Annotated in this window: 23 protein-coding genes; 14 read left to right on the top strand and 9 right to left on the bottom strand. The window is 59.3% G+C overall.

The window, feature by feature from the left end:
• Positions 1-75 precede the first annotated feature (75 nt).
• The 10 genes from GH784_RS18950 to recO all read left to right on the top strand — a co-directional run bounded on the left by GH784_RS18950 (position 76) and on the right by recO (position 9051).
• Positions 76-2310, top strand: a complete 2235-nt coding sequence (locus tag GH784_RS18950; RefSeq protein WP_003512236.1) for a RelA/SpoT family protein — start codon at positions 76-78, stop codon at positions 2308-2310.
• 196 nt (positions 2311-2506) lie between these two features.
• On the top strand, positions 2507-2653 hold the full coding sequence (locus GH784_RS18945) for a hypothetical protein (protein WP_003496944.1): 147 nt from the start codon (positions 2507-2509) through the stop codon (positions 2651-2653).
• A gap of 446 nt (positions 2654-3099) precedes the next feature.
• The gene (locus GH784_RS18940; protein WP_065704830.1) at positions 3100-3678 is read left to right on the top strand and encodes a DUF2062 domain-containing protein; all 579 of its coding nucleotides are present in this window, start codon (positions 3100-3102) and stop codon (positions 3676-3678) included.
• Positions 3675-4079 carry a holo-ACP synthase gene (acpS, locus tag GH784_RS18935; RefSeq protein ID WP_003512241.1) on the top strand — a complete coding sequence of 135 codons (405 nt, stop codon included), beginning with the start codon at positions 3675-3677 and terminating at the stop codon, positions 4077-4079. Before GH784_RS18940 ends, acpS begins: the two co-directional genes overlap by 4 nt.
• 211 nt (positions 4080-4290) lie before the next feature.
• Positions 4291-5037, top strand: coding sequence for a signal peptidase I (lepB, locus tag GH784_RS18930; protein ID WP_003512243.1), 747 nt, complete (start codon positions 4291-4293; stop codon positions 5035-5037).
• A complete protein-coding gene (gene rnc / locus GH784_RS18925; RefSeq protein ID WP_003512245.1) occupies positions 5034-5747 on the top strand; it encodes a ribonuclease III in 714 nt (237 codons plus the stop codon). The genes lepB and rnc overlap by 4 nt, the downstream gene beginning before the upstream one ends.
• An 83-nt stretch (positions 5748-5830) precedes the next feature.
• On the top strand, positions 5831-6781 hold the full coding sequence (gene era / locus GH784_RS18920; protein ID WP_013635798.1) for a GTPase Era: 951 nt from the start codon (positions 5831-5833) through the stop codon (positions 6779-6781).
• Positions 6782-6963: 182 nt separating this feature from the next.
• Positions 6964-7716, top strand: coding sequence for a Crp/Fnr family transcriptional regulator (locus GH784_RS18915; RefSeq protein WP_003512249.1), 753 nt, complete (start codon positions 6964-6966; stop codon positions 7714-7716).
• Positions 7717-7852: 136 nt separating this feature from the next.
• A complete protein-coding gene (locus GH784_RS18910; RefSeq protein WP_065705000.1) occupies positions 7853-8230 on the top strand; it encodes a response regulator in 378 nt (125 codons plus the stop codon).
• Between the two features lie 56 nt (positions 8231-8286).
• On the top strand, positions 8287-9051 hold the full coding sequence (gene recO / locus GH784_RS18905; protein WP_019565358.1) for a DNA repair protein RecO: 765 nt from the start codon (positions 8287-8289) through the stop codon (positions 9049-9051).
• A 2-nt stretch (positions 9052-9053) separates the two neighbouring features.
• On the opposite strand, the gene GH784_RS18900 is transcribed toward recO, so the two are convergent.
• Positions 9054-10268: an MFS transporter gene (locus GH784_RS18900; RefSeq protein WP_065704828.1), complete on the bottom strand. Its 1215-nt coding sequence runs from the start codon at positions 10266-10268 to the stop codon at positions 9054-9056.
• 176 nt (positions 10269-10444) lie between these two features.
• On the opposite strand from GH784_RS18900, the gene GH784_RS18895 reads away from it, so the two are divergent.
• Positions 10445-11179, top strand: coding sequence for a class I SAM-dependent methyltransferase (locus GH784_RS18895; protein WP_013635800.1), 735 nt, complete (start codon positions 10445-10447; stop codon positions 11177-11179).
• 31 nt (positions 11180-11210) lie between these two features.
• On the opposite strand, the gene GH784_RS18890 is transcribed toward GH784_RS18895, so the two are convergent.
• From GH784_RS18890 to GH784_RS18875, 4 genes are all read right to left on the bottom strand, one after another.
• On the bottom strand, positions 11211-12053 hold the full coding sequence (locus tag GH784_RS18890) for an MOSC domain-containing protein (protein ID WP_013635801.1): 843 nt from the start codon (positions 12051-12053) through the stop codon (positions 11211-11213).
• A 10-nt stretch (positions 12054-12063) separates the two neighbouring features.
• Positions 12064-12708, bottom strand: a complete 645-nt coding sequence (locus tag GH784_RS18885; RefSeq protein WP_013635802.1) for an HD domain-containing protein — start codon at positions 12706-12708, stop codon at positions 12064-12066.
• Positions 12705-15476 (bottom strand): DUF2339 domain-containing protein, encoded by a 2772-nt coding sequence (locus GH784_RS18880; protein ID WP_065704826.1) that lies wholly within the window; start codon positions 15474-15476, stop codon positions 12705-12707. Before GH784_RS18880 ends, GH784_RS18885 begins: the two co-directional genes overlap by 4 nt.
• Before the next feature lie 241 nt (positions 15477-15717).
• Positions 15718-17271, bottom strand: coding sequence for a VOC family protein (locus tag GH784_RS18875; RefSeq protein WP_065704998.1), 1554 nt, complete (start codon positions 17269-17271; stop codon positions 15718-15720).
• A gap of 292 nt (positions 17272-17563) precedes the next feature.
• On the opposite strand from GH784_RS18875, the gene GH784_RS18870 reads away from it, so the two are divergent.
• From GH784_RS18870 to GH784_RS18860, 3 genes are all read left to right on the top strand, one after another.
• Positions 17564-18607 (top strand): ABC transporter substrate-binding protein, encoded by a 1044-nt coding sequence (locus tag GH784_RS18870; RefSeq protein ID WP_065704825.1) that lies wholly within the window; start codon positions 17564-17566, stop codon positions 18605-18607.
• Positions 18608-18695: 88 nt separating this feature from the next.
• Positions 18696-19484, top strand: coding sequence for an ABC transporter ATP-binding protein (locus tag GH784_RS18865; protein WP_065704823.1), 789 nt, complete (start codon positions 18696-18698; stop codon positions 19482-19484).
• Positions 19481-20299: an ABC transporter permease gene (locus GH784_RS18860; RefSeq protein WP_003512280.1), complete on the top strand. Its 819-nt coding sequence runs from the start codon at positions 19481-19483 to the stop codon at positions 20297-20299. The genes GH784_RS18865 and GH784_RS18860 overlap by 4 nt, the downstream gene beginning before the upstream one ends.
• Positions 20300-20417: 118 nt before the next feature.
• Here the strand turns inward: GH784_RS18860 and GH784_RS18855 are convergent, their stop codons facing one another.
• The 4 genes from GH784_RS18855 to GH784_RS18840 form a co-directional block, all read right to left on the bottom strand.
• Positions 20418-21101: a metal-binding protein ZinT gene (locus GH784_RS18855; RefSeq protein WP_038490476.1), complete on the bottom strand. Its 684-nt coding sequence runs from the start codon at positions 21099-21101 to the stop codon at positions 20418-20420.
• A 200-nt stretch (positions 21102-21301) separates the two neighbouring features.
• Entirely contained in the window at positions 21302-22123 is an 822-nt protein-coding gene (locus tag GH784_RS18850; protein WP_025592915.1) for a mechanosensitive ion channel family protein, read from the bottom strand.
• Between the two features lie 79 nt (positions 22124-22202).
• Positions 22203-22721, bottom strand: a complete 519-nt coding sequence (locus tag GH784_RS18845) for a tyrosine phosphatase family protein (protein WP_019565367.1) — start codon at positions 22719-22721, stop codon at positions 22203-22205.
• On the bottom strand, positions 22718-23338 hold the full coding sequence (locus GH784_RS18840) for an HD domain-containing protein (RefSeq protein WP_065704821.1): 621 nt from the start codon (positions 23336-23338) through the stop codon (positions 22718-22720). The genes GH784_RS18845 and GH784_RS18840 overlap by 4 nt, the downstream gene beginning before the upstream one ends.
• Positions 23339-23340: the final 2 nt, after the last annotated feature.

The raw sequence follows: 23340 nt of genomic DNA, 5'->3' as shown, positions 1-23340 counted from the left end.
ATAATCTGATCCCTATTGATGCAGCATTGTGCGCCGACCCCAAGGTTGGCGCGCTTTCTTTTTGTGGAATATCGCATGATGCGGCAATACGAACTCGTTGAGCGGGTTCAAAAATATAAACCGGATGCGAATGAGGCCCTGCTGAACAAGGCCTATGTTTATGCAATGCAGAAACATGGCCAGCAAAAGCGGGCCAATGGCGACCCCTATATCTCGCATCCGCTGGAAGTTGCCGCCATCCTGACGGAAATGCATCTCGACGAATCGACCATCGCGGTGGCGCTGCTTCACGATACGATCGAGGATACCACCGCTACCCGCGCTGAAATCGACGAGCTGTTCGGCGAGGATATCGGCAGACTGGTGGAGGGGCTGACCAAGCTCAAGAAACTCGATCTCGTCACGCGCAAGGCCAAGCAGGCCGAAAACCTGCGCAAGCTGCTGCTTGCCATTTCCGACGACGTGCGCGTTCTTCTGGTGAAGCTGGCCGACCGCCTGCACAACATGCGCACCATGGAATATATGCCGGCGGACAAACGCAGCCGCATTTCCGAAGAAACCATGGAAATCTATGCGCCGCTGGCCGGCCGCATGGGCATGCAGGACATGCGCGACGAGCTGGAGGACCTGTCCTTCCGTTACCTCAATCCGGAAGCCTATGAGACGGTGACCAACCGCCTTCAGGAACTGGAAACGCGCAACGAAGGGCTCATCAAGAAGATCGAGGACGAATTGCGCGAGCTACTCGTGGCGAATGGCCTTCTCGGCGCCAGCGTCAAGGGGCGTCAGAAGAAGCCCTATTCGGTGTTCCGCAAGATGCAGTCGAAATCGCTCTCTTTCGAGCAGTTGTCCGACGTCTACGGCTTCCGCATTCTGGTGGACGATATTCCTTCCTGCTACCGGGCGCTCGGCATTGTCCACACCCGCTGGCGCGTGGTACCCGGCCGCTTCAAGGACTATATCTCCACGCCGAAGCAGAACGACTATCGTTCCATCCACACCACGATCGTTGGCCCTTCGCGCCAGCGTATCGAGTTGCAGCTGCGCACCAAGCGCATGCACGAAATCGCCGAATTCGGCATTGCCGCCCATGCGCTTTATAAGGACGGCGAAAACGGGGAGGGCGATCTGCTCTCGCCGGAGAGCAACGCCTATTCCTGGCTGCGCCACACCATCGAATCGCTGGCAGAAGGCGACAGCCCGGAAGAATTCCTCGAACACACCAAGCTGGAACTGTTCCAGGATCAGGTGTTCTGCTTCACGCCCAAGGGCAAGCTGATTGCGCTGCCGCGTGGCGCGACGCCCATCGATTTCGCCTATGCGGTGCACACCAATATCGGCGACACCACAGTTGGCGCCAAGATCAACGGCCGGATCATGCCGCTTGTGACCCGGCTCAACAATGGCGACGAGGTGGAGATCATCCGCTCCGGCGTGCAGGTTCCGCCCGCCGCATGGGAAGAGGTGGTGGTGACGGGTAAAGCCCGCTCGGCCATCCGCCGCGCCACGCGCATGGCCATTCGCAAGCAATATTCGGGTCTCGGTTACCGTATTCTGGAGCGCACTTTCGAACGTGCCGGCAAGGCCTTCTCGCGTGACGCGCTGAAACCTGTGCTGCATCGTCTGGCGCAGAAGGATGTGGAAGACGCTATCGCCGCCGTCGGGCGCGGCGAGGTCTCCTCGCTCGATGTGCTGCGTGCAGTCTATCCGGATTATCAGGACGAGCGCGTGACGGTGAAGATGACCGGCGACGACGGCTGGTTCAACATGCGCAGCGCTTCCGGTATGGTCTTCAAGATCCCCGGAAAGTCGCGCTCCGTTCTGGAAGACGATGGCGCAGCCGAAATGCTCGATGGACCGGACCCGCTGCCCATCCGTGGCCTTTCCGGCAATGTCGATGTGCATTTCGGTGCCGCCGGCGCCGTTCCGGGTGATCGCATCGTCGGCATCATGGAAAAAGGCAAGGGCATCACCATCTATCCCATTCAGGCGCCGGCGCTGCAGCGTTTCGACGATGAGCCGGAGCGCTGGATTGATGTCCGCTGGGATCTTGATGAGGCGAACAAGTCGCGCTTCATGGCGCGGGTGATGATCAACGCGCTGAACGAACCCGGCACGCTCGCCTCCGTGGCGCAATCGATCGCGACGCTGGATGTCAACATACGCGCCCTGAATATGGTCCGCATCGGCACGGATTTTTCCGAACTGGCGCTGGATGTCGAAGTCTGGGATTTGCGGCAACTCAACCAGCTGCTGTCGCAGCTGAAAGACCTCGATTGCGTATCCACTGTCAAACGTGCCTTCGATTGAGGCATTTTTGATCATTCGCACATTCCAAAAGGCCGCTGTTATGCATTGGATGCATGGCAGCGGCCTTTTACTGTCTCTGGTCGCGCATGTGGTTTGCGACTATCTTCCTTTCAGAAATTGAAAACGGAAAACGCGGCGTGCCGGTGGTCCTACCCCGATGAGAAACGCCATTTCCAAACTGAAAGGACATGAAATCATGTTTACTCCGCTTCGCAAGATCGCCCGTGCAGTTCGTGGCAAGACGACCCAGGAACGCGAATTCGAATATCTCAGCGGCTCCGTGTCGAATGTCGACCTCGAGTTCCGCCAGCGCGAAATCGACCGCGGCCTGTTCCGCCGGTAATGCACTCAGCGCATGGCAGCCGTTCGCCATGCGTATGGGACTTGGAAGGTGGGTGGCCGTTATCGGTCAGCTCCTTCTCGTGTCTCGTAAGGCTGTGTGAACGCGCGTTACGAACGGGCGTGCACCGCTGTCCGGTCTAAATGATAGGACATGCTGCTTTTGAAACGAATTTGACGGCGAGAGGTGGTTGTTTCCTTGACGTCATCCTTGGCTGGTCCCAGGGATCTGATAACCTCGCATTCAATCAATCGTTTGCAAATCCTCGGGACAAGCCTGAGGATGACGTCAGAGTGTTCGGCAAGGTTCGTATACTCGGTGATGCCACGGGGTGTGGGCGGAATTCCAGCTAAAGGTCGGAATGACGGGGAAAATATGCCTGCAAAAGAAATCCCCGTGTCGTATACGATGCTCTTGGCTCAGCCGGGGCGATGAAATAGACTGCCCTCATGCCGTTTCGCCGCCGTGAACCCGTTGGTTTTTCAGATAAGATTCGTGACCTCTTTTGGCCGCGCACGGGTTTTACCCGTTCGCTGCGCTATATGAAGCTGCGTCTCCTGCGGTTGTCTGCGTCTCCGCATTCGATTGCCGCCGGTGTCGCGCTCGGTATCGGCGTGGCGTGGACACCGTTTCTCGGCGTGCATATCATTATCGCCATGGCGCTCGGTTTCCTCATGCGCGTCAATCTCGTCGCGGCAGCACTCGGCACCACCTTCGCCAATCCCCTGACATTTCCGTTCATCTGGGCGTCCACCTGGGAACTCGGGCATTTCCTGCTCGGACGACAGAAGGAGGCGGGGGGTGCGCATGTGGATTTCGTTGCGCTGTTCAGCCACCTCGAATTCCGGCAGATATGGAGGCCGGTGCTGGAACCCATGACCGTAGGTGCGCTTCTGCCCGCGGCCGTGAGCGCGGTCATCGCCTATATCACCGTCTATAGCCTCATCAGCGGTTTCCAGCGCCGCAAGATGGAAAATCTCGCGCATCGCGCCGCCAATAAAAACGCGTCTCTGGAGATGTTGAAATGATCCTTGGATTGGGCAGCGACCTGATCGATATCCGCCGCGTCGAACATTCGCTCACCCGTTTCGGTGAACGTTTCACGCACCGCTGTTTCACCGATATCGAGCGCGCCAAGTCCGATGGCCGCAAGAACCGCGCGGCATCCTACGCCAAGCGTTTCGCCGCCAAGGAAGCCTGTTCAAAGGCGCTCGGAACCGGCCTTGCGAACGGCGTTTTCTGGAAGGACATGGGGGTCGTCAATCTGCCGGGCGGCAAGCCGACCATGGCGCTCACCAACGGTGCCGCAGAAAGGCTGGCGGCGATGCTGCCCGCCGGTCACCGCGCCAATATCCATCTGACCATCACGGACGATTACCCTTACGCTCAGGCATTTGTGATTATCGAGGCGCTTCCCGTGAGCGACTGAGACCGGCGGCTGCCGCATTGGCGGCCTATTTGCAGGCGTATGACAGAAGCGCTTCCCTTCCGGCTGGAAAGGTTCTAGAGAAGTCGCAGAAATATGAAAGCGTCGCTGGCTGCGTGAAAAATTGCTTCACCCCGCCGCAGTCGCGAGCAACAACGGCCCGGACGCCTCCGTCAAATCGCAGGAACCGGTAAACAATCAGGCAGGTCTTTAAGTGTCCGAAAAAGCTGAAAAGAAGCAGAACGCCCTCTGGGAAAACGTCAAGGTCATCATTCAGGCGCTGCTGCTGGCCATGGTCATCCGCACCGTGCTGTTTCAGCCCTTCACGATCCCTTCAGGTTCGATGATGCCGACGCTGCTGGTAGGCGACTATCTTTTCGTCAACAAGTTCTCCTACGGCTATTCGAAATATTCGCTGCCCTTTTCGCCGAACCTGTTTTCCGGCCGTATCCTCGAATTCAGCAAGCCCAAGCGTGGCGATGTCGTGGTCTTCCGCCTGCCGCCCAATCCTGAAGTCGATTACATCAAGCGTCTCGTCGGCTTGCCCGGTGACCGCATCCAGGTGACGAACGGCGTGCTGTTCATCAACGGCCAGCCGGTTCCGAAGCAGCCTGATGGCACCTTCACCTCCGATTACCGTGCCGATCCGGGCGCCAATGTACCGGTGTTCCGCGAAACGCTCGATAATGGCGTCACCTTCGACACGCTCGACCAGTCGCCCGATTCGCGCGGCGACAACACCCGCGAATTCCTGGTGCCGGAAGGCCATTATTTCATGATGGGCGATAATCGCGACAACTCGCTCGACAGCCGTTTCGATGTCGGTTTCGTGCCGGAAGAAAACCTGATCGGCCGCGCCAGCGTCATCTTCTTCTCGCTGGGCAATGACACGCCGTTCAGCCGCATTTGGGACTGGCCGTCCAACATGCGCTGGGACCGTCTCTTCAAGGTTGTGGGATGAGCAAGACCAAGCCGCTGTCGATTGCGGAGATTTCCCGTCTCGAAGCGTTGATCGGATATGAATTCAAGGAAAAGGCCCGGCTCGACCGGGCCTTGACCCATGCGAGTGCCCGTTCCGCTGCGGCGGGCAATTACGAGCGGCTGGAGTTTTTGGGCGACCGCGTTCTCGGCCTTTGTGTTGCCGAGTTGTTGTTCTCCACCTTCCGCAACGCCAGCGAAGGTGAGCTTTCTGTTCGCCTCAACCAGCTTGTCAGCGCCGAATCCTGCGCCGCTATCGGCGACGAAATGGGCCTGCATAATTTCATTCGCACCGGATCGGATGTGAAGAAGCTGACCGGCAAGGCGATGCTGAACGTGCGCGCCGATGTGGTCGAAAGCCTGATCGCCACTCTCTATCTGGATGGTGGTCTGGAAGCATCCCGCAAGTTCATTCTGAAATACTGGCAGGGCCGCGCAACGCGCGTGGATGCCGGACGGCGCGATGCCAAGACTGAATTGCAGGAATGGGCGCATGCCAGATTTGCGGTTACGCCCGCTTATCGGGTTGACGATCGCTCCGGACCGGATCACGATCCCAGCTTCACCGTGACGGTGGAAATTCCCGGCGTAAAGCCGGAAACCGGCGTCGAGCGTTCCAAGCGCGCAGCCGAACAGGTGGCAGCAACCAGATTGCTGGAACGCGAAGGCGTCTGGCAGAAAAGCTCCACCTAGAACTGAGCGCCCGAAAGATAGTGGCGCTAAAATCGAGCGCATGGCGAGCCTTGTGGCCGCATGTTGAATACCTCAGACCTTGAATGGATATCATGACCGATCACGAAAACCCCGCCGTTGCCGGCGAAGACATCGCCCTTCCGACCCGCTCTGGCTTCGTGGCCCTCATCGGCCCGACCAATGCCGGCAAGTCGACGCTGGTCAACAGGCTGGTGGGTGCGAAAGTTTCGATCGTCAGCCACAAGGTACAGACGACGCGCGCGGTGATGCGCGGCATCGCCATTCACAAAAATGCGCAGATTGTTTTCATGGACACGCCCGGCATCTTCAAGCCGCGCCGCAGGCTCGACCGCGCCATGGTCACTTCGGCCTGGGGCGGAGCGAAGGATGCGGATCTCATCCTGCTGCTGATCGACAGCGAACGCGGCCTGAAGGGTGACGCGGAAGCTATTCTCGAGGGGCTGAAGGATGTTCCGCAGAAGAAAATCCTCTGCCTTAACAAGATCGACCAGGTGAAGCGCGAAGATCTGCTGAAGCTAGCTGCCGCCGCCAATGAGCACGTGACCTTCGACCGGACCTTCATGATTTCGGCCACCAACGGTTCGGGCTGCGAAGACCTGATGGATTATCTGGTCGATACCCTGCCGGAAGGTCCGTGGTATTATCCGGAAGACCAGATTTCCGATCTGCCGATGCGCCAGCTCGCCGCCGAAATCACCCGCGAAAAGCTGTTCCTGCGTCTGCATCAGGAGCTTCCCTACGCCTCGCATGTCGAGACGGAGAAGTGGGAAGAACGCAAGGACGGCTCCGTGCGCATCGAGCAGGTGATCTACGTCGAGCGCGACAGCCAGAAGAAGATCGCTCTCGGCAAGAACGGCGACGCGATCAAGGCGATCTCCACCGCCTCGCGCAAGGAACTGTCTGAAATCCTCGAACAGCCGGTCCACCTCTTCCTGTTCGTCAAGGTTCGCGAAAACTGGGGCGACGACCCCGAACGTTTCCGCGAAATGGGCCTGGAATTTCCGCGGGGATAAGGCACATCCGGTTCCTCCCACATTCCTGTGACAGGCACAGGAATGTGGATGTGCCGGCCGGAAACGGAACGACACACAACGAACATTCTGAATATCTTCAACCTTTTATCGGGAACCGAATACATTCGGGTGGGTTGTTCCAAAACGATTGGGCGCAACCTTTTTTTCGATGATGGATATTCATGTCGCCAAAAAAACCGAACGGAATTTCCACCACCCCGTGTCAGCACTGTCCCTTGCGCGACCTGCCGCATTTCAGGGACTTTTCCTCTTCCGAACTGGATTTCGTCTCCCGTTTCAAGACAGGGGAACTGGCGGTCGAAAGCGGTTCCGTCATTTTGATGGAAGGGTCGCACAGCGCCCATCTCTACACTGTCCTTCAAGGCTGGGCTTTCCGTTATAAAACACTGGAAGACGGCAGGCGGCAGATCCTCAATTATGTCATGCCAGGCGATCTCGTTGGCCTGCAGGGCACGGTCATGGGGGAAATGCAGCATTCGGTGGAGGCGCTGTCGCCGGTGACACTGTGTGTCTTCGAGCGCTCGCGACTCAACAACCTCTTCACCGATCATCCGACCCTTGCCTATGACCTGACGTGGATTGCAGCAAGCGAGGAGCGCATGCTCGACAACCACTTGCTCAGCATCGGCCGGCGCACCGCGATCGAGCGTGCCGCGTATCTCATCGCGTTCCTTTACAGCAAGGCAAAGGCGGTTAATCTCGTGCAAGGCGAAACGCCGATCCCGGTGACCCAGCAGCACGTTGCCGATACGCTCGGCCTCTCCATCGTCCACACCAACAAGACCTTGAGAAAGCTTGTCGATCGCGGTCTGATTCGCTGGACGGACAAGGGCTGTCTGGTGCTGGACGATGCCGGACTGAGCCATGTTGCCGGTTGGCAAAACGATGAAAAGCGGCCAAGACCCTTCATCTGATCTTTTTTCGACATGTCTTTTTTAAATGACGTTGGGTCCGTAATTTGCGAACTCTGTCGACATGGCGCTTGAAAATCACATTGGCGACAGCGGCGCAAATCCGTCTGGTTCCCTTCACGTTGAAAGAAGAAGAAACATGGTGCCACAACGCTGCATCATCGTTGAAGATGAATATCTGGTGGCGCTTGACGTCGAGGCGGTTCTCCAGTCCATCGGCGTTGAAACCATCACGATTGCGACGACACTTGCGCAGGCACAGGACGCATTAGGGCGGGATGGCGCCGATTGCGTGCTTCTCGACGTCAGCCTTTCCGACGGCAAGAGTTACGATTTTGCCCGCCACCTGCGCGATCACGGAATTCCCTTCGGTTTCGTCAGCGGTTATGGCGACACGAGTGGTTTTCCCGACGATCTCGTGCATGCGCCCTTGCTGGGCAAGCCTTTCGGTGAAAACGAAATCGCCGATTTCGTGACAACGCTCGTTGCTGCGGCGCGTGACACCGTAAAAGAATAACGTTTCGCCGTCAGATCGGTTATGATCGGGCTTGAATCGGAATTCGGACAGATTTCATGCAGTGGCAGGACGAGGCAATCATTCTCGGCGTAAAGCGTCATGGCGAGACCAGCGTCATCGCCGAGGTGATGACCCGTTTGCGCGGCCGCCATCTGGGGATGGTGCGCGGCGGGCGCTCCCGCAGCATGCAGCCGGTGCTGCAGGCGGGAAACCGGGTGGATGTGATCTGGCGGGCGCGGCTTGACGACCATCTCGGCGAATTCCGCATTGAGCCTTTGCAGTTGCGGGCGGCGCAACTGATGGAAACGGCAACCGCGGTGTATGGTGTGCAGGCCATGGGCGCGTTGCTGCGCCTTTTGCCGGAGCGTGACCCGCATCCGCATCTCTATCAGGCGCTCGACGTCATTCTCGACAATCTCCATGATCCGGTCGATGCTGGCGAATTGTTCGTTCGTTTCGAGCTGGCGGTGCTGAACGATCTTGGTTTCGGTCTCGATCTCACGGAATGCGCGGCAACGGGCCTGCGCACCGATCTCATCTATGTATCGCCCAAAACGGGCAGGGCGGTCTGTAGTACGGCGGGGGCGCCCTATGCGGCGCGTATGCTTTCGCTTCCCGCTTTCCTGAGCGAAGGTCAGTCGAAGGCCGCCGATCGCGACAGCCTCGCGGCAGCCTTTCGCCTGACCGGCCATTTTCTCCACCGGCATGTCTATGATCCGCGCGGCCTCAATGAAAACGCCGCCCGCGACGGTTTCGTGCAGGCGGCGTTGAAGGCACTGGAGCGCAAGGCGATGCTGCCTGCGCTCGATAAGGCGGTATAGCCTCAGGCCATTGCTGGCCGAGGTGCCGGTCGTTCCTGAATAGGCCAATGCACGATGGCCGCAAAAATACCCATGCCGACGCCGAGCCACCAGACGAGATCGTAGGAGCCGAGCTTGTCGTAAAGGAAGCCGCCGAGCCAGACACCGAGGAACGAGCCGATCTGATGCGACAGGAATACGACGCCACCCAGCATGCCGAGATGGCGCGTGCCGAACATGATCGCCACCAGCGCATTGGTTGGCGGCACGGTGGAAAGCCACAGGATGCCCATCACGGCCGCGAAGATGATGACCGAAAGCGGCGTTTGCGGCAGAAGCAGGAAAGCCGTGACGGCGATTGAGCGGGCGATATAGATATAGGCCAGCAGATAGGGTTTCGAGTAACGCTGGGCAATGACGCCGGCGGCCAGCGATCCGATGATGTTAAAGAAGCCGATCAGCGCCATGGCGATGACCGCATAGCGGGGTTCGATGCCGATATCGCCGAGATAGGCCGGAAAATGCGCGGTGATGAAGGCCACCTGAAAACCGCAGACGAAAAAGCCGGTGGTCAAAAGCAGATAGCTCTTGTGGCCCAGCGCTTCTCTTAGCGCCTCGCCTGCCGTCTGCTTGAATTGCGTCTGTGACTGGCTGCCGGACGAGGAATTGCCACGCATCGGATAGGCCAGCAGTGGCACCAGCATCATCATCACGGCAAGCCAGACGAGACTGTCCGACCAGCCATAGGTGGAAATCAGGCCCTGGCTGATTGGCGCAAACAGGAACATGCCCGCCGATCCCGCCGCGGTGCCAATGCCGAAGGCAAGCGAGCGTTGCTGCGGCGTAACATGCCGCGCGAAGGCCGAAAGAATGACGCTGAACGAACCAGCTGCAATGCCAAGCCCGACAAGCACGCCACCACCGAAATGCAGCCAGAAGGGCGAAGTGCCGAAGGACATGCAGATGAGGCCAGCCGCATAGAGAAAGCCGGAAAGCACGAGCACACGGCCGGTGCCGAATTTATCGGCGATGGCGCCGAAGAATGGCTGGCCTAGACCCCAGAACAGGTTCTGCAACGCCATGGCAAGTCCGAAGGTGGAGCGGTCCCAGCCGGTATCGGCCAGCATGGGTAGCTGGAAAAAGCCCATCGCCGAGCGTGGCCCGAAGGTCATGACCGCGATCAGCGACCCGGCGACGATGATCGCCCAGGGCATGGTTTGGCGTGTGGCTTGCGACATGAAACTCTCCCGATGCAGCGCCTCGCCTCGTGGGACGCTGTGCCGCAAAATTCCCCTTTGATGAGAGGAATATTATCTTTTGCAAGGCTGCCCCACTAGCAACTTTTCTTGACGGCACTATTCGTGCGATTGATGAGACACTCAGGTGAAATGCCATCGGGCAAGGTGAGGCAACGATGAAGCAGAATATTTACGACGACCCGCAGTTTTTCGAGCGCTACAGCGCCATGCCACGCTCTCTGGAGGGACTGCGTCAGGCGGGCGAATGGCATGAGCTGCGCGCCATGTTGCCAGCGCTGAAAGACAAGACAGTTCTTGATCTCGGTTGCGGTTTTGGCTGGCATTGCCGCCACGCCGTAGAGCAGGGCGCGGCGCATGTCGTCGGGGTCGATTTGTCGGAAAATATGCTGCGCCGCGCCGCCGAGATAAACGGCGGCCCCGGCATCGAATATCGCCGCGCCGCGATCGAGGACATCGATTTTGCGCCGGAAAGCTTCGATCTGGTACTGAGCTCACTCGCTCTGCACTACGTCCGCGACCTCGATGCGGCATTCGCGAGAGTTTTCTCCGTGTTGAAATCCGGCGGCGACTTTGTCTTTTCCATCGAGCATCCCGTGTTCACGGCGCTGGACAAACAGGACTGGTTCTACGGCGAAGATGGCGAAATACTGCACTGGCCGCTCGATAACTATCAGAACGAGGGCGTGCGCCATTCCAACTGGATGGCGGATGATGTCGTCAAATATCACCGCACGGTGTCAGGCATTCTCAACGCCCTGCTGACTTCAGGCTTTGCGATCACGCGGCTCGCGGAACCGAGGCCCGATCCCGCCCTGCTGGCGGAGCGGCCGGAGATGAAACAAGAAGACCGCCGTCCGATTTTCCTGATCGTCGGTGCGAACAAGCCTTGATACGAGATCGTGAGATGCATCGCCCGGCAGCTTAACGCCTCTTGATCGCCCAGCCGTCCGGCCGTTCCTCGACTACCTTTGCCACATCGCCAACAGCTAGCCTGCCTTCGCCGCGCGGCGTGACATTCCAGCCGAAGAGCGGGCCGGGCACGCGCCGGTCGCCGGACATGCGGATGCGGCCCATGGCCTTCATGGGGGAGGGTACATCGCGAGAGCCGGTTATCTGGTCCTGTGTCGTCATGATGCAGCGGGCGCAGGGCTTGACGAGGTCGAAACGGATGCCGCCAATCTCGATCGCCGCCCAGCGATCCTCCGCCCACGGCTCGTCCGTTTCCAGCACGATATTGGGCCGGAACCGCTCCATGCCAACGGCGTCCTCGCCATTTGCACGCATATTGTCGTTAAGGGCTGCAAGTGAAGCGGTGGTGGTGACGAGTATCTGGTAACCGTCCGCAAAGGTGACGGGCGTTTCGTTGCCGGTCCATTCAAGGCTCGCGATGCGTTTTGCGATGTCGTCGAAGAACACCAGCTTCACCTCGCGCCCAAGCCACTCAGACAATGTGTCGTTGGTTTCGCTATCGGCGATATTGGCGCTGACGATCGATTTCCACACCGCCACATCCATGCGCTGCCCGGAAGGCCTGGCGAAAATCTCGCCACCTGCTTCCCGCGAAAGCACCATGCCGCCATCCGCGTGCTGTGCCAGAACCGTGGCAATATCAGGCAATTCGCGCTGGGTGATGAAGTGGCCCGAAGGGTCGGTCAGCATGGCGCGCCGGTCGCCGGGCAGGCCTTCCGCCGAAACATCGCTTTTCGAGAGGACAATGCCGCGCGCGCTTTTCAGAGGGTAGATGTTGAGTTCGGTCACACGCATTCAGGTCTCCTCAGATTTCGTCGAGAAACAGGTCCAGCACCTGTTTCAGCCGCTCATGGCGGTCCTTTGCCAGTTCTCGCCCGGTTTCGGTGCGGAAACCATCCGCAAGCTTGAACAGCTTGGTTTCGAAATGGTCGATGGCGAAGGCGCGATCATCAAGCGGACGGTCCTTTGCCAGTGGATCGGCCGGGTCGTAGAGCGCCGAACCCATGCGCCCGGCAATATAAAAGCAACGCGCAGCACCCACCATGCCGATGGCGTCCAGCCGGTCGGCATCCTGAAGGATCTTTGCCTCCAGCGTCTGCGGCTCGATATTGGCGGAAAAACTATGTGTGGTGATGGCATGCGCGGCGGCGTCAATATCGGCCTGACGCCAGCCAAGCCCGGCCAGAATGCCGGAGGCTTTTTCCGCCGCAAGGCGTGAGGCCTGCGCGCGAAGCGGCGAGTTCTTCTCCACCGCCACGCAATCATGCAAAAGCACGCTGGCCGCAAGCACCGTGCCATCGCCGCCTTCGCCCGCATGGATGCGCATGGCGTTGCGGAAGACGCGGTGGATATGGGCAAGATCGTGCGAGCCGTCGCCCGCATCGGCGGCATGCGGGATAAGGTCCTGCGCAAGCGCCGCATAGGGCGCAAAAGCCTCAGCCGGGATCATGTCTTCGGCTGCCGGGTGAGGATTTTCTGATAGAACAGACCGATGCCGATCAGCACGGCGCCAAGCCCGATGAAGGACAGCGCCCGCAGCACGCCCTCAAGATTGCTCATGTCGATCAGGAATGCCTTGGCGACGGAGATCAGCACGAAGGCGGCGGATGCCAGACGCAGACTGCGGGCATTGAAGCGCGAACCGACGATGAGCAGCAATACGCCGATCAACAGCCAGACCACCGAGTAGCTGTAGGTCTCGCCCTGCAGGAAGCCTTTCCAGTTGGCAATGTTTTCACCCTGCCAGAAACGGCGGACCGAAAGCGTGGCCCAGGCAAAGCCGAGTGCGGCACCCGCCACGGCCAGCAGGCTGACATAGGCTGCAGGCCGCTTGCCGCGTGCGTAGTAGGCAAGGCCGCCATAGGCAAGCGCCGGCAGCAGGTAACCGATCAGCAGCAGGTTGAGGAACGGGATGCGGCCGGTATTTTCGCCGGTGAAATAGGGGTTCAGCGTGAAGAAATGCATCACCAGCACGTTGATGACGGCGATAACGCCTGCAATCATCGAGCCGTAACGGAACACGGGGCTGGGGCTCTTCAAATCGAGCGTCATCAGTACGCCTGAAAAACCGATGGTCAGCAGCGTATAGATCGACTGTTCGCCAAGCGTCGGCACGCTTTCGTCCAGTGTGCCGCCATTCATCGCATGGCGGATGAGGATTGCGACCGCCAGCAGGCCCATCAGGCTGGCGATGGCCTGCAGGAAGTTCTTTGCCCGGAAGCCCGGCCAGTCGCGCAGCATCCAGGCGGAGACGATAGCTAGCAGCGCCGGAATGCCGTAACCCGGCAGAAGCGCGTTGAAGACCGGCGTGAGCCCAAGATTTTGCGGCCCGACGATGGTCGGCTCCCAAGCGATGCGGCCGAGAACGGCGACGCTTGCAATCGCCATGACCCAGGGCAGCACATCCCAGTTGCGCTGTCGGGTTGCCAGCACATAACCGAAACCGATGACGGAAAGCAGTATGGTTGTCGTAAGCCCCTCAGTCAGCGTGTGCAGGCTTAGCGCGAATGCGGCAAAGGAGCCGAGCACGAGGATGTTGAGCGGCTTGCGATAGGCCTCGTTGTTTTGTCGGTGCAGCCATTCGGCAGCGGCGATCAGCAGGAAACCGAGGCCGAGGCCATAGGCTGCATGCAGCCAGTCACGACCGAGATTTCCATATTCGACGAAGCTCGCGGTTCCGAGCCAGACCGGGAAGAGAGCTGCAATCCCCGCCCAGAGCTGGGCGAAATCCGGATCGTCCGCGCCCTTGCGTTTCAGGAAGGAAAAACCGCAGAGCAAAAGAATGGCGCCAAGACCAAGCGCCATGGCGATTTCAGCCATGTAGCCGGTTCGCACCGGCGGCAGCGCAATCGAGGTATCGTTGATGATGCCAATGAAATCGAGCCCGGAGCGAGACATCACCGAGACCGCAGCCTGCGCGCCAAGTGCTGCGATAATGGCGGGCCAGACCGCGTTGCGGCGGGAAGCACCAAGGGCAGCCAGCCCTGCGATGAGCGCTGAGACAATCACGGCCGGATGAAGGTCGATGCCGGCGCCGATGACGAGAAAGCTGAATGCCGGCAGGATCACGGCCATTGAGACGGTGAGATTGATGGCAAGCGACGGGCGCAGCAAAAGCCGCATGGCGCGAACGGCGCGCCGCCCGGAAGTTACGGTTTCTCCCGTTTCGGCAGGTGCTGCGTCGAAATAGCGTCCGGGCCAGAGGAAGATCGTACCCGCCAGCATGACGAGCAGCGCAAGGACCGGAGGTGCGGCACTGATCGTGTCGGCGATGGCGATATAGCCGAGCGCCCAGAGGCCGAGACCGGCATTGGCAAGCGAGGGAGCCACGGTCCAGCGCTGCCTGCGCGCAGCAGCTGCTGTCGCGAGCCAGGAGATCGTCAGGAAGATGAACAGCGCCCATACATCAGGCGTTTCGGTGGCGATCAGCGCAGGCGTCAGCATAGAGCCCAAAAGGCCAAGACCGGCGAGCGCCTGCCCGTGCAGAAGTGAAAGGCCAATAGTGGCGAAGGCGACAAGCCCGAGCAGGATGAAAGCGGTGGTGGGGCTTATGTAGTCGTAAATGCCGTAGGCGGCATAGATAACGCCGAACAGCGTCAGTGCACCTGCTGCCGTCAGCACGCCAGGTATCATGGCGTTGGAATAGGTGGTGGCGATACCAGGTACGGCCCTGCGGCGGATCGCCTCGCCGGCAAGACCGAGACCGAGGCCGAAAATGGCGGCGAGCGAAAGCCGCACGGCCGGGCTCAGGAGCCCAGACTCGATCGAATATTTGATCAGGAAAATGCCGCCGAGCGCCAGCGCCAGCCCACCTGCCCACACTGCCCAGCGTGCGCCCAGCAGACTTTCGAAGCTTTCCTTCGGGGCTGACGCGGATGCGGCCTCAGTGGAAAGCGCACTTGTCTCTTCCGCGCTGGCAAGGTTCTCCGCCGGCGCCATGGCCGCGGCCACTTCGGTTTCGGACGGATATTCCGTTTCGACGAACTCGTCTTCCGGCAAAGCCCGATCTTCTTCTTCCGCCCTGAAATCCGGGTTTTCCGCGGCTGCATCCGCCTCCGTCTGTGCGGCAAGAGGAGAGGCCGCCCCGGTGGCCATCAGCCGCTTCAGGCCGTTAACCTCACGCTCCAGCGACTTGATGCGGCTTGAATTGCGGATGCTTGCGACCAGCGTATAGATGAAGGCTGCGATGACGGCGAGGATGAGAAACGGGATTTCCAAACAGACTCTCCAATTACTAAGCTGTTTTTAAAGCCGTTTTGGCGAATTTATGCAAGGCTTGGTTGAGGGATGCGGGAGGTTGCCGTTTGTTTCTTCTGCCCGCCGGGGAGACGGTGGCCCGAAGGGTCGGATGAGGGGAAAACGTTGCCCAATCTCACGGCCTTTGCCCCTTATACCGCTGCCGTGGCTTTCTGCCCGGCGGGGGAGAACAAACCACGAGGCAACGCAGTATCGTCAGATGTCACGTCGCAAGCCAGTGCCGTGCCGCTTCGATATCGGCAAACCCAAGATCGTGACCGTCATCGATCATTTGCACTTCTGCCCGCGCGCCGCCGGCCACAAGCCTGCCTTGCACATCTGCCGCTCTGTCGCGATATTTGTCGCGTTCTCCGGCTACGAGCAGGAAGTTGCGTCCGGTAAGATCACTTTCCGGCCATCTATCGAGAATCGGCAACGGGCGGTAAAGCAGCGCATCCCCGGCAAGCTCCGGGTAGAGTGCCGCAAAGGCCGCATAGAAATTCGCGCCGTTGGAATGGCCGATGAAGCGCAGTTTCGAACGATCCAGACCATAGGACCGAATGGCGCCGTCAATGAAGGCGGCAAAGGCTTCCGCTTCCGAGACGATATCCTTCTGGTCGAAGCTGAAATCGGGCAGACGCCGGAACCAACGGGCGATGTCTTCCTCCGTGCTGCGGCCACGGACGCCGAGAAGCGTGGCGCCCGGAGCAGCCCGGTGCGCCAGCGGCATCAGGCTGGTTTCACTGCCGCCGGAACCGTGCAGCAGGATGATGGTGCTGCCATCCGGCTTTTCGGGCGTATAGAAGCGATGCACGAAGGGCAGGTCGCGATAGACGATACGTTCTTCGCCCGGCATCGAAAATTGCGGCAGCGCAACGCGCACATCCGCTTCGTCCTTCATGAAGAGTGGCGGGATGAACAAATTTTCGCCGAGTGCCTCCAGCGGTTCGTCCACGGTCATGCCGGGAGCGTCGGTCGCCATTTCAATCAGCACGCCGCCCGGTTCGCGGACATAAAGCGAGTGGAAATATTTTCGGTCGTGGGCATTCGTCGTGCTGGAGTTCAGCGATTTCAGCTCGGCCAGAACCGCGTTCAACTCCTCCAGATCCTTCGCGCGGAAAGCGATGTGGTCAACAGTGCCGGTGCCCGGGGCGCTGGACCAAAAGCCGGTCGCGTCGCGCACGTCGATGATGTCGCCGCTTTGCGATACGAGCCGGCGGATCGCGCCCGTCTGGCTTTCCTGCCGGTATCCGAAATATCTTGTGAGGAACGCCACGGTTTCTTCCGGCACCTCGCTCAGCATCGTCGCGCCATAAATCCGGCGAATGGCGTCTTCTGCCGGGATGTCGTTTGTCACATGCGGCGTGGCATCGGCGAAGGCGTTCGTGCCGACCAGCTTGACGATCAGGCCGTCAGGGTCTTTCAACCGGATGACAGGGGTTCCGAATTCGTCGGATGGGCCCTCCGCGCGGATGCCGAATTTCAGCGCGCGCGTCAGCCAGAAACCAATGCTGGCAGGGTCGATCGCCAGTGAAACTTCCAGCGTCTGGCCATAACCCACGCGGCCCTGCCCACCGTCTTCCCAGACGAGGAAGGTCAAAAGCGAGCCGGGCGAGGCGTTTCCATCGCCGTAAAGCAGGTGAAGCTGCATGGCATCTTCAAAACCGGCAGTGCGTTTGACGAGCCTTAAGCCCAGAAAGCCGGCGTAAAAATCGACATTCGCCTGCACCTTCCGGGTGATCATCGTGATGTGGTGTATGCCCAGTGCAGAATTCATCTTGCCGTCCCCGCCGTTTTGCCTGCTGTTTGTGGCCCTATTTGTCCCACGCTGCGCCTGATCCGCAACCCCGGCAAGTGAGAACGCTGTGTTCGCTGCGTGAACGATATTGCTGTCGCTTCGTTGCATGCGGGATGGGCAAAAATCGGGCTTTTTGCCCGCCGGCTGACCAGGAATGCCTTTAAAATAAGCATACAAAATAACGGCTATTTTGTATGCAATTTTATCTTGCCTTGATGGCTGGAATTGGGTCTTATGCAACCAATCCAACCATAACCATCAGGGGGAACAGATGATATTAACGCGTAGGTTGTTGTCGAGAGCTCTGGCCATTGCTGCAGTCGGTGCCGCTGCCGGGCTGTCGCTGCCGGTAACGAGCGCCCATGCCGAAACGCCGGTGAAATTCACGCTCGACTGGAAATTCGAGGGACCTGCCGCAGGTTTCCTCCTGGCGCTGGACAAGGGATACTTCAAGGCCGAAGGCCTCGACGTGACGATCGACAGCGGCAACGGCTCGGTGGAGGCTATTCCGCGCGTGGCAACCGGCGCTTACCAGATGGGTTTCGGCGACATCAATTCGGTGATCAAGTTCCTCGATGAGGATCCGAGCCAGAAGGTCAAGGCCGTTTACATGGTCTATGAACGCCCGACATTTGCCGTCGTCGGCCGCAAGTCGCTTGGTGTGACTGGCGACCCGAAGTCGCTGGAAGGCAAGAAGCTCGGCGCGCCACCGCCGGATGGCGCTTTTGCGCAATGGCCAGCCTTCAAGCAGGTCGCGGGGCTGGATGACAGCAAGATAAAGATCGAATCGATCGGCTTTCCGGTGCGTGAGCCAATGCTCGCCAAGGGCGATGTCGACGGCGTCTTCGGTTTTGCCTTTTCGGTGATCCTCAACCTGAAAAAACAGGGCATTGCCGATGACGATATCTCGACCATCCTGATGGCCGAGCATGGCTTGAATCTTTATGGCAATGCCGTGCTGGTAAACACTGATTTTGCTGAGAAAAACCCTGATGCCGTCAAGGGTTTCCTCAAGGCGCTGGCCAAGGGCTTCGCCGATTCCGTCAAGACCCCTGAAGAGGGTGTGGCGGCCGTGCTCAAGCGTAACGAGACGCTCGACAGCGCGATTGAGCTGGAACGCCTCAACATGGCCAACAGCATGAACATCAAGACGCCCTATGTGGTGGAAAATGGCATGGGCGGCGTCGATCCGGCCCGGCTTGCTGCCTCCCTCGAGACCCTGAAAGTTTCCATGGGTCTGAAAGGTAACGTCAAGGCAGAGCAGGTCTTCGACGCGGCTTACCTGCCGCCCAAGGAAGAGCGCATGCTTCCCTGATTGATGTCACGGCGACCGCCCGGATCGCTTGCCGGTCCGGGCGGTTTGCAATTTTTAAATAGCATGGGGGGCTGAAAAGGGGACTGCGATGTCACATCTCGTGGAAATAGACAATGTCGACATGCGTTACGGCGGGGCGGCCGGAACGCTGGCTGTATCCGGCCTCAACCTGGCGGTCGACAAGGGGGAATTCGCTGCTGTCGTCGGCCCGTCGGGTTGCGGCAAGTCGACCCTGATGAAGCTGGTAACGGGGCTGCACATTCCGCAAAAGGGCAATGTTATCGTGGCCGGTCGGCAGGTCACGGAACCCGTGTCCATTGTCGGCATGGCGTTTCAGAACCCGACGATGCTGCCCTGGCGCACGACGCTCGAAAATATCCTGCTGCCGCTGGAGATCGTCGAGAAACACCGCCGGCGTCTGCGCGCGCATAAGGCCGAATATGTCGCCAAAGCCGAACGCCTGCTGGAAATCGTCGGCCTCAAAGGCTTCGGCTCGAAATTCCCCTGGCAGCTTTCCGGCGGCATGCAGCAGCGCGCCAATCTCTGCCGCGCATTGATCCACGAGCCGGACCTTCTCATGCTGGATGAGCCCTTCGGCGCGCTCGATGCCTTTACCCGTGAGGAACTGTGGTGCGTCATCCGCGATCTGCATACGGCGCAGCGGGTTACCATCATTCTGGTGACGCACGATCTGCGCGAAGCGACCTTTCTCGCCGACAAGATTTTCGTGATGAGTGCAAGGCCGGGCCGCGTTCTGGCGGAGCACCGCGTGCCTTTTGCGCGGCCGCGCCAGCTGGATATCATGTATGACAAGGGTTTCAACGACATGGTGCAGGAACTGCATGGCGAGATAGCGCAGGCGAGGGTGGCGGCATGAGTGCGTTTGTGGAAAGCAGCATGGCAACCGCGCCGTCGAAACCGCTGATCGCCCGGGTCAACTGGGTGAAGGCCGCCCCCTGGCTCTATACGCTGGCGCTGTTTGCAATGTGGGAATTGCTGGTTTACGCGCTGAAAATGCCGCCAACCATTCTGCCGTCGCCCGTGCGTGTGGGGCAGGCCATCGTGCAATATTGGTCGCCGATCTGGAAGAACTCACTGCAGACGCTCTATACCACCACGCTCGGTTTTGCGATTGCCGTCGCGGCGGGTCTCGCCATCGGCCTCTTTATCGGCTGGTCGAAAACCATCTATGCCGGGCTTTATCCGCTGATGATCGGTTTTAATGCCATCCCCAAAGTGGCGCTGGTGCCGATCCTCGTCATCTGGTTCGGCATCGGCACTGTTCCTGCGGTTCTGACTGCGTTCCTGATTTCCTTCTTCCCCATCGTCGTCAACGTCGCGACCGGTCTGGCCACCATCGAGCCGGAAACGGAGGACGTGCTGCGCGCACTTGGCGCCAGGAAGATGGATATCATGCTGAAGGTCGGCATTCCGCGCTCCATGCCTTACTTCTTCGGCTCGCTGAAAATCGCCATCACGCTCGCCTTCGTCGGCTCGGTCGTATCGGAAACCGTCGCCTCCAATTATGGCCTCGGTAATATGATGAGTTCGGCGCAAAGCCAATTCAACGTCCCACTGGTCTTTGCCGGTCTGTTGATGCTCGCCGTGGAAGGTATCGTCATGTATGCGATCATGGCCTGGCTCGAAAAGCGCATGACCGGCTGGGCGCATCGCTCGACCATGGGGCAGTAAGCGGGGAAAGGGCCGTATCAACTCGCATTGGTTGCCTTCTCCCCACTTGGGGGGAAGGCGAAATCGTGACAAGTCAAGGTTTGACCACAGGCTGCGGAAAACCAGGAAGAGTGCGGTCCTAATGCGCCGCCATTTCCTCGACGATCTCAGGGCCATCCATCTGGAACGGGTAATAGGTTGGCCAATTGGTCACCTCGTCCAAAAGTGCCTTGCGGTCATTGCCCCAGTAGAGGTGGTAATGGCCGGCTTTTTTAGGCGCGATGGTGTGATCGCTGAACTGAATGAATTGTGGTGCATCCGCATCGCCGCCGGTCTTTTTGAAGATGTACCGCACGCCGCGATTACCCTTCTTGTAGGTCAGGATTTCTTGGCCGTCGCTGACATAAGTGCCTTGCGTTGGTTTGCCTTCCTTATAAAACGCCACGTTGTCGCCCTTGATGGTGATGCGATTGACATCCGTTTTGTAGCCAATTTCGTAATAGGCACGATATTCGGCTGCTGTCTTGTCGCCGTGGGCTGCCTTCTCCGCCATGATCCCATCGAGAGAACCGTTCAGCAGATAGGGATAGACTGACTGCCAGTCACCTTCCCAGTCTGAAAGCATGCGTGGCTTCACCTGCGCATCCTCGAAGTAACCCTTGTAGATCTGTTTCTCGGCTTCGGTCTGGCCATGGCTGTGATCGTGGCTGTGACTATGCGCGGTGGACGTCTTGTCTTTTCCGGCCGCCAGTGCCGGGGCTGTCATCAGCAGCATGGAACCGATTGCAAGCGCGCCGGTGACGCGGGTGATGGTTTTTTGCATTCTTCTGGCCCTTATGTGGTTATAAATCGAAGGGTAAGTTATGTAATAACATTACGCATAAGTCGTATAAACACGTCCTTCGCCAGACGCAAGAGCGCCTGCCGCCACCCTTGCGCGAAAAATGGTGAAAGCCGGCTCAGGGCCTGCTTTCATATGGGAAAAAGTTGCATGGAGAAGGGAGCGGCTGGGACGCTCTTAATTCACGCGGTTTGCCCGGTTAATTCCGACTTGCGCTCATCGAAAGCGAGCTTCATTGCCTTCGTCACGTCACGCGTGGTTGCGAAGTAATTGTCGCTACGCGCCCAGTAGCGCAATTTCACGGTGGCGCTGTCGGCGCTGACCGAATCGACGAAGGTAACGGGGGCGGGGTCCAGCAGTACCCGGCTTTCCGAGCGCACCACACGCATCAGCATGTCCTGTGCCGCAGCCAGATCCTCGTCGCTCTTAACCGTCAGGCTCAATTCGTGGCGGCGTGAGGGAAAGCGGCTATAATTGGTGATTGGTACGTTCCACAGGGTGGAATTTGGCGCAAGGCGGTAAAGCCCATCGCTGGTTTTAAGCTCGGTCGCAAACAGGCCGATTTCGATCACCGTGCCGCTCACGGCGCCAGTCTCGATATATTCGCCAACCCGGAAGGGACGCAGCACCAGAAGCATGATACCGGCGGCGATGTTCTGCAATGTGCCCTGAAGCGCCAGGCCGATGGCGAGGCCGGCAGCGCCGAGTGCCGCAAGAATGGAGGCCGTCTGTACACCAAACTGGCCAAGCACCATGACCAGCACCAGAATAAGCACCACGTAACGGATGGCACCCGCAAAGAAACCGGCAAGCGTCGCATCGAAGCCGCGGATGCGGGACAGACCCTGAAAAGCCCAGCGCTGCAGGAAAGTCGCGGCCAGCCAGCCGATGATCAGAAGCAGAAGCGCACCGATGATCGAAAAGGAATATTGCACCGCCAGCGTGCTCGCCTGCCGTACCGCTGCCTGCGATGCGACGATGATATCCGTTGCCTGTTGTTCCATGAATTATCCCGTGATTCTTATTGCTGTTCTACTTTGGTAACGACTGGATGCCGCAGGGGTTCCGCCAAAAACGGAGCCGTCAGTTGGAGAGAGGCAGCACGAAGGGTACGTTGCCGTCCGTATCCGCGCCCCTGCCGATCGTCTTGATTGCCGCCACCAGCCTGCCATCCCGCCCAAGCAACCGGTCCCCGATTGCGATGATGCGGGCATTGGGGGTGGCGTAAGGTGAGGCGGTGCGCAGGCTGAGCGCAAGCGCCATCTCGTCCTGATCCGGATAAAGGCTGAGTGCTGCAATGACGGCTGCGGCAGGAGAGCGCGACACGCCCATCCAGCAATGGATGAGAAGCGGTGCGGACTGGTCCCATTCGCGGGCGAAATCGATCAGCCGCAGCACATGCGCATCGTCAGGCGCGATGAGATCGCCGGTGCCCTTGAAGCTGATGTCGTTCATCGCAAGAGTCAGGTGCCTTTCGGCTGAGATCACCGCCGGGCGGTGAAAGGTCTGCTCCTTTGCTATCAGCGTCACCATTTCACGGGCTTTGTGCTTCACGGCCATTTCCGCAATCCGCGACAGCGGCGATACGACGATGGAAGTCATTTCACCCCTCCAGCCGCCACGCGCATTGCCTCGATCGCCTCGAAGCGTTCAACGAACCGCTTCTGCGCCTCGGTCGAGGGAAGCGGGATAATGTCGAACATATCGCGGGTGATGCCGCGCGGCAGGCCGAAGAATTTCTGTGCCTCGGCAATGGAAAAACCGGCAAGCTCCGTCGCCTCGAAAAAGGCGGCAACCGTATCGGCTTTCTTGATGCGGTCTTTCAGTTCGCGCGAGGCATGCGGCGGCAGGCCAAAGCGCAGATGCACGGCCGCTTCCAGCCTTTTCTCCACGGTTTTATAACCGCCGCCAACCACGGATTTGAACGGCGAGATCATGTCGCCGATGACATATTCCGGGGCGTCGTGCAAAAGCGCCATCTGCATATCGTCGGGCGTCGCATTCGCACATATGCGGCAGAAAATGTTTTCGACGATGAGGCTATGCTGGGCGACGGAGAAGGCGTGATCGCCGCGCGTCTGGCCGTTCCAGCGGGCGACGCGGGCAAGACCATGGGCGATATCGGCGATTTCTACGTCGAGCGGTGAGGGGTCGAGCAGGTCGAGCCGCCGTCCAGAAAGCATGCGCTGCCAGGCGCGCGGACTTTTAGCGGGCGCCACGC

The sequence above is a fragment of the Agrobacterium tumefaciens genome (genome assembly GCF_009649785.1).
GTDB lineage: Bacteria > Pseudomonadota > Alphaproteobacteria > Rhizobiales > Rhizobiaceae > Agrobacterium > Agrobacterium tumefaciens.
Note: the sequence above shows the minus strand (reverse complement) of the source record. Positions and strands in the feature narration are given on the sequence as shown.

Excerpts from the sequence above, each read along its gene's own strand:
- GH784_RS18850 (WP_025592915.1), bottom strand. The coding sequence starts at position 22,123 with ATGGAACAACAGGCAACGGATATCATCGTCGCATCGCAGGCAGCGGTA.
- GH784_RS18910 (WP_065705000.1), top strand. The coding sequence starts at position 7,853 with ATGGTGCCACAACGCTGCATCATCGTTGAAGATGAATATCTGGTGGCG.
- acpS (WP_003512241.1), top strand. The coding sequence starts at position 3,675 with ATGATCCTTGGATTGGGCAGCGACCTGATCGATATCCGCCGCGTCGAA.
- GH784_RS18885 (WP_013635802.1), bottom strand. The coding sequence starts at position 12,708 with ATGATCCCGGCTGAGGCTTTTGCGCCCTATGCGGCGCTTGCGCAGGAC.
- GH784_RS18950 (WP_003512236.1), top strand. The coding sequence starts at position 76 with ATGATGCGGCAATACGAACTCGTTGAGCGGGTTCAAAAATATAAACCG.
- GH784_RS18915 (WP_003512249.1), top strand. The coding sequence starts at position 6,964 with ATGTCGCCAAAAAAACCGAACGGAATTTCCACCACCCCGTGTCAGCAC.
- era (WP_013635798.1), top strand. The coding sequence starts at position 5,831 with ATGGATATCATGACCGATCACGAAAACCCCGCCGTTGCCGGCGAAGAC.
- GH784_RS18945 (WP_003496944.1), top strand. The coding sequence starts at position 2,507 with ATGTTTACTCCGCTTCGCAAGATCGCCCGTGCAGTTCGTGGCAAGACG.
- GH784_RS18890 (WP_013635801.1), bottom strand. The coding sequence starts at position 12,053 with ATGCGTGTGACCGAACTCAACATCTACCCTCTGAAAAGCGCGCGCGGC.
- GH784_RS18895 (WP_013635800.1), top strand. The coding sequence starts at position 10,445 with ATGAAGCAGAATATTTACGACGACCCGCAGTTTTTCGAGCGCTACAGC.
- GH784_RS18855 (WP_038490476.1), bottom strand. The coding sequence starts at position 21,101 with ATGCAAAAAACCATCACCCGCGTCACCGGCGCGCTTGCAATCGGTTCC.
- GH784_RS18865 (WP_065704823.1), top strand. The coding sequence starts at position 18,696 with ATGTCACATCTCGTGGAAATAGACAATGTCGACATGCGTTACGGCGGG.
- GH784_RS18875 (WP_065704998.1), bottom strand. The coding sequence starts at position 17,271 with ATGAATTCTGCACTGGGCATACACCACATCACGATGATCACCCGGAAG.
- GH784_RS18860 (WP_003512280.1), top strand. The coding sequence starts at position 19,481 with ATGAGTGCGTTTGTGGAAAGCAGCATGGCAACCGCGCCGTCGAAACCG.
- GH784_RS18870 (WP_065704825.1), top strand. The coding sequence starts at position 17,564 with ATGATATTAACGCGTAGGTTGTTGTCGAGAGCTCTGGCCATTGCTGCA.
- rnc (WP_003512245.1), top strand. The coding sequence starts at position 5,034 with ATGAGCAAGACCAAGCCGCTGTCGATTGCGGAGATTTCCCGTCTCGAA.
- recO (WP_019565358.1), top strand. The coding sequence starts at position 8,287 with ATGCAGTGGCAGGACGAGGCAATCATTCTCGGCGTAAAGCGTCATGGC.
- GH784_RS18845 (WP_019565367.1), bottom strand. The coding sequence starts at position 22,721 with ATGACTTCCATCGTCGTATCGCCGCTGTCGCGGATTGCGGAAATGGCC.
- GH784_RS18940 (WP_065704830.1), top strand. The coding sequence starts at position 3,100 with ATGCCGTTTCGCCGCCGTGAACCCGTTGGTTTTTCAGATAAGATTCGT.
- GH784_RS18900 (WP_065704828.1), bottom strand. The coding sequence starts at position 10,268 with ATGTCGCAAGCCACACGCCAAACCATGCCCTGGGCGATCATCGTCGCC.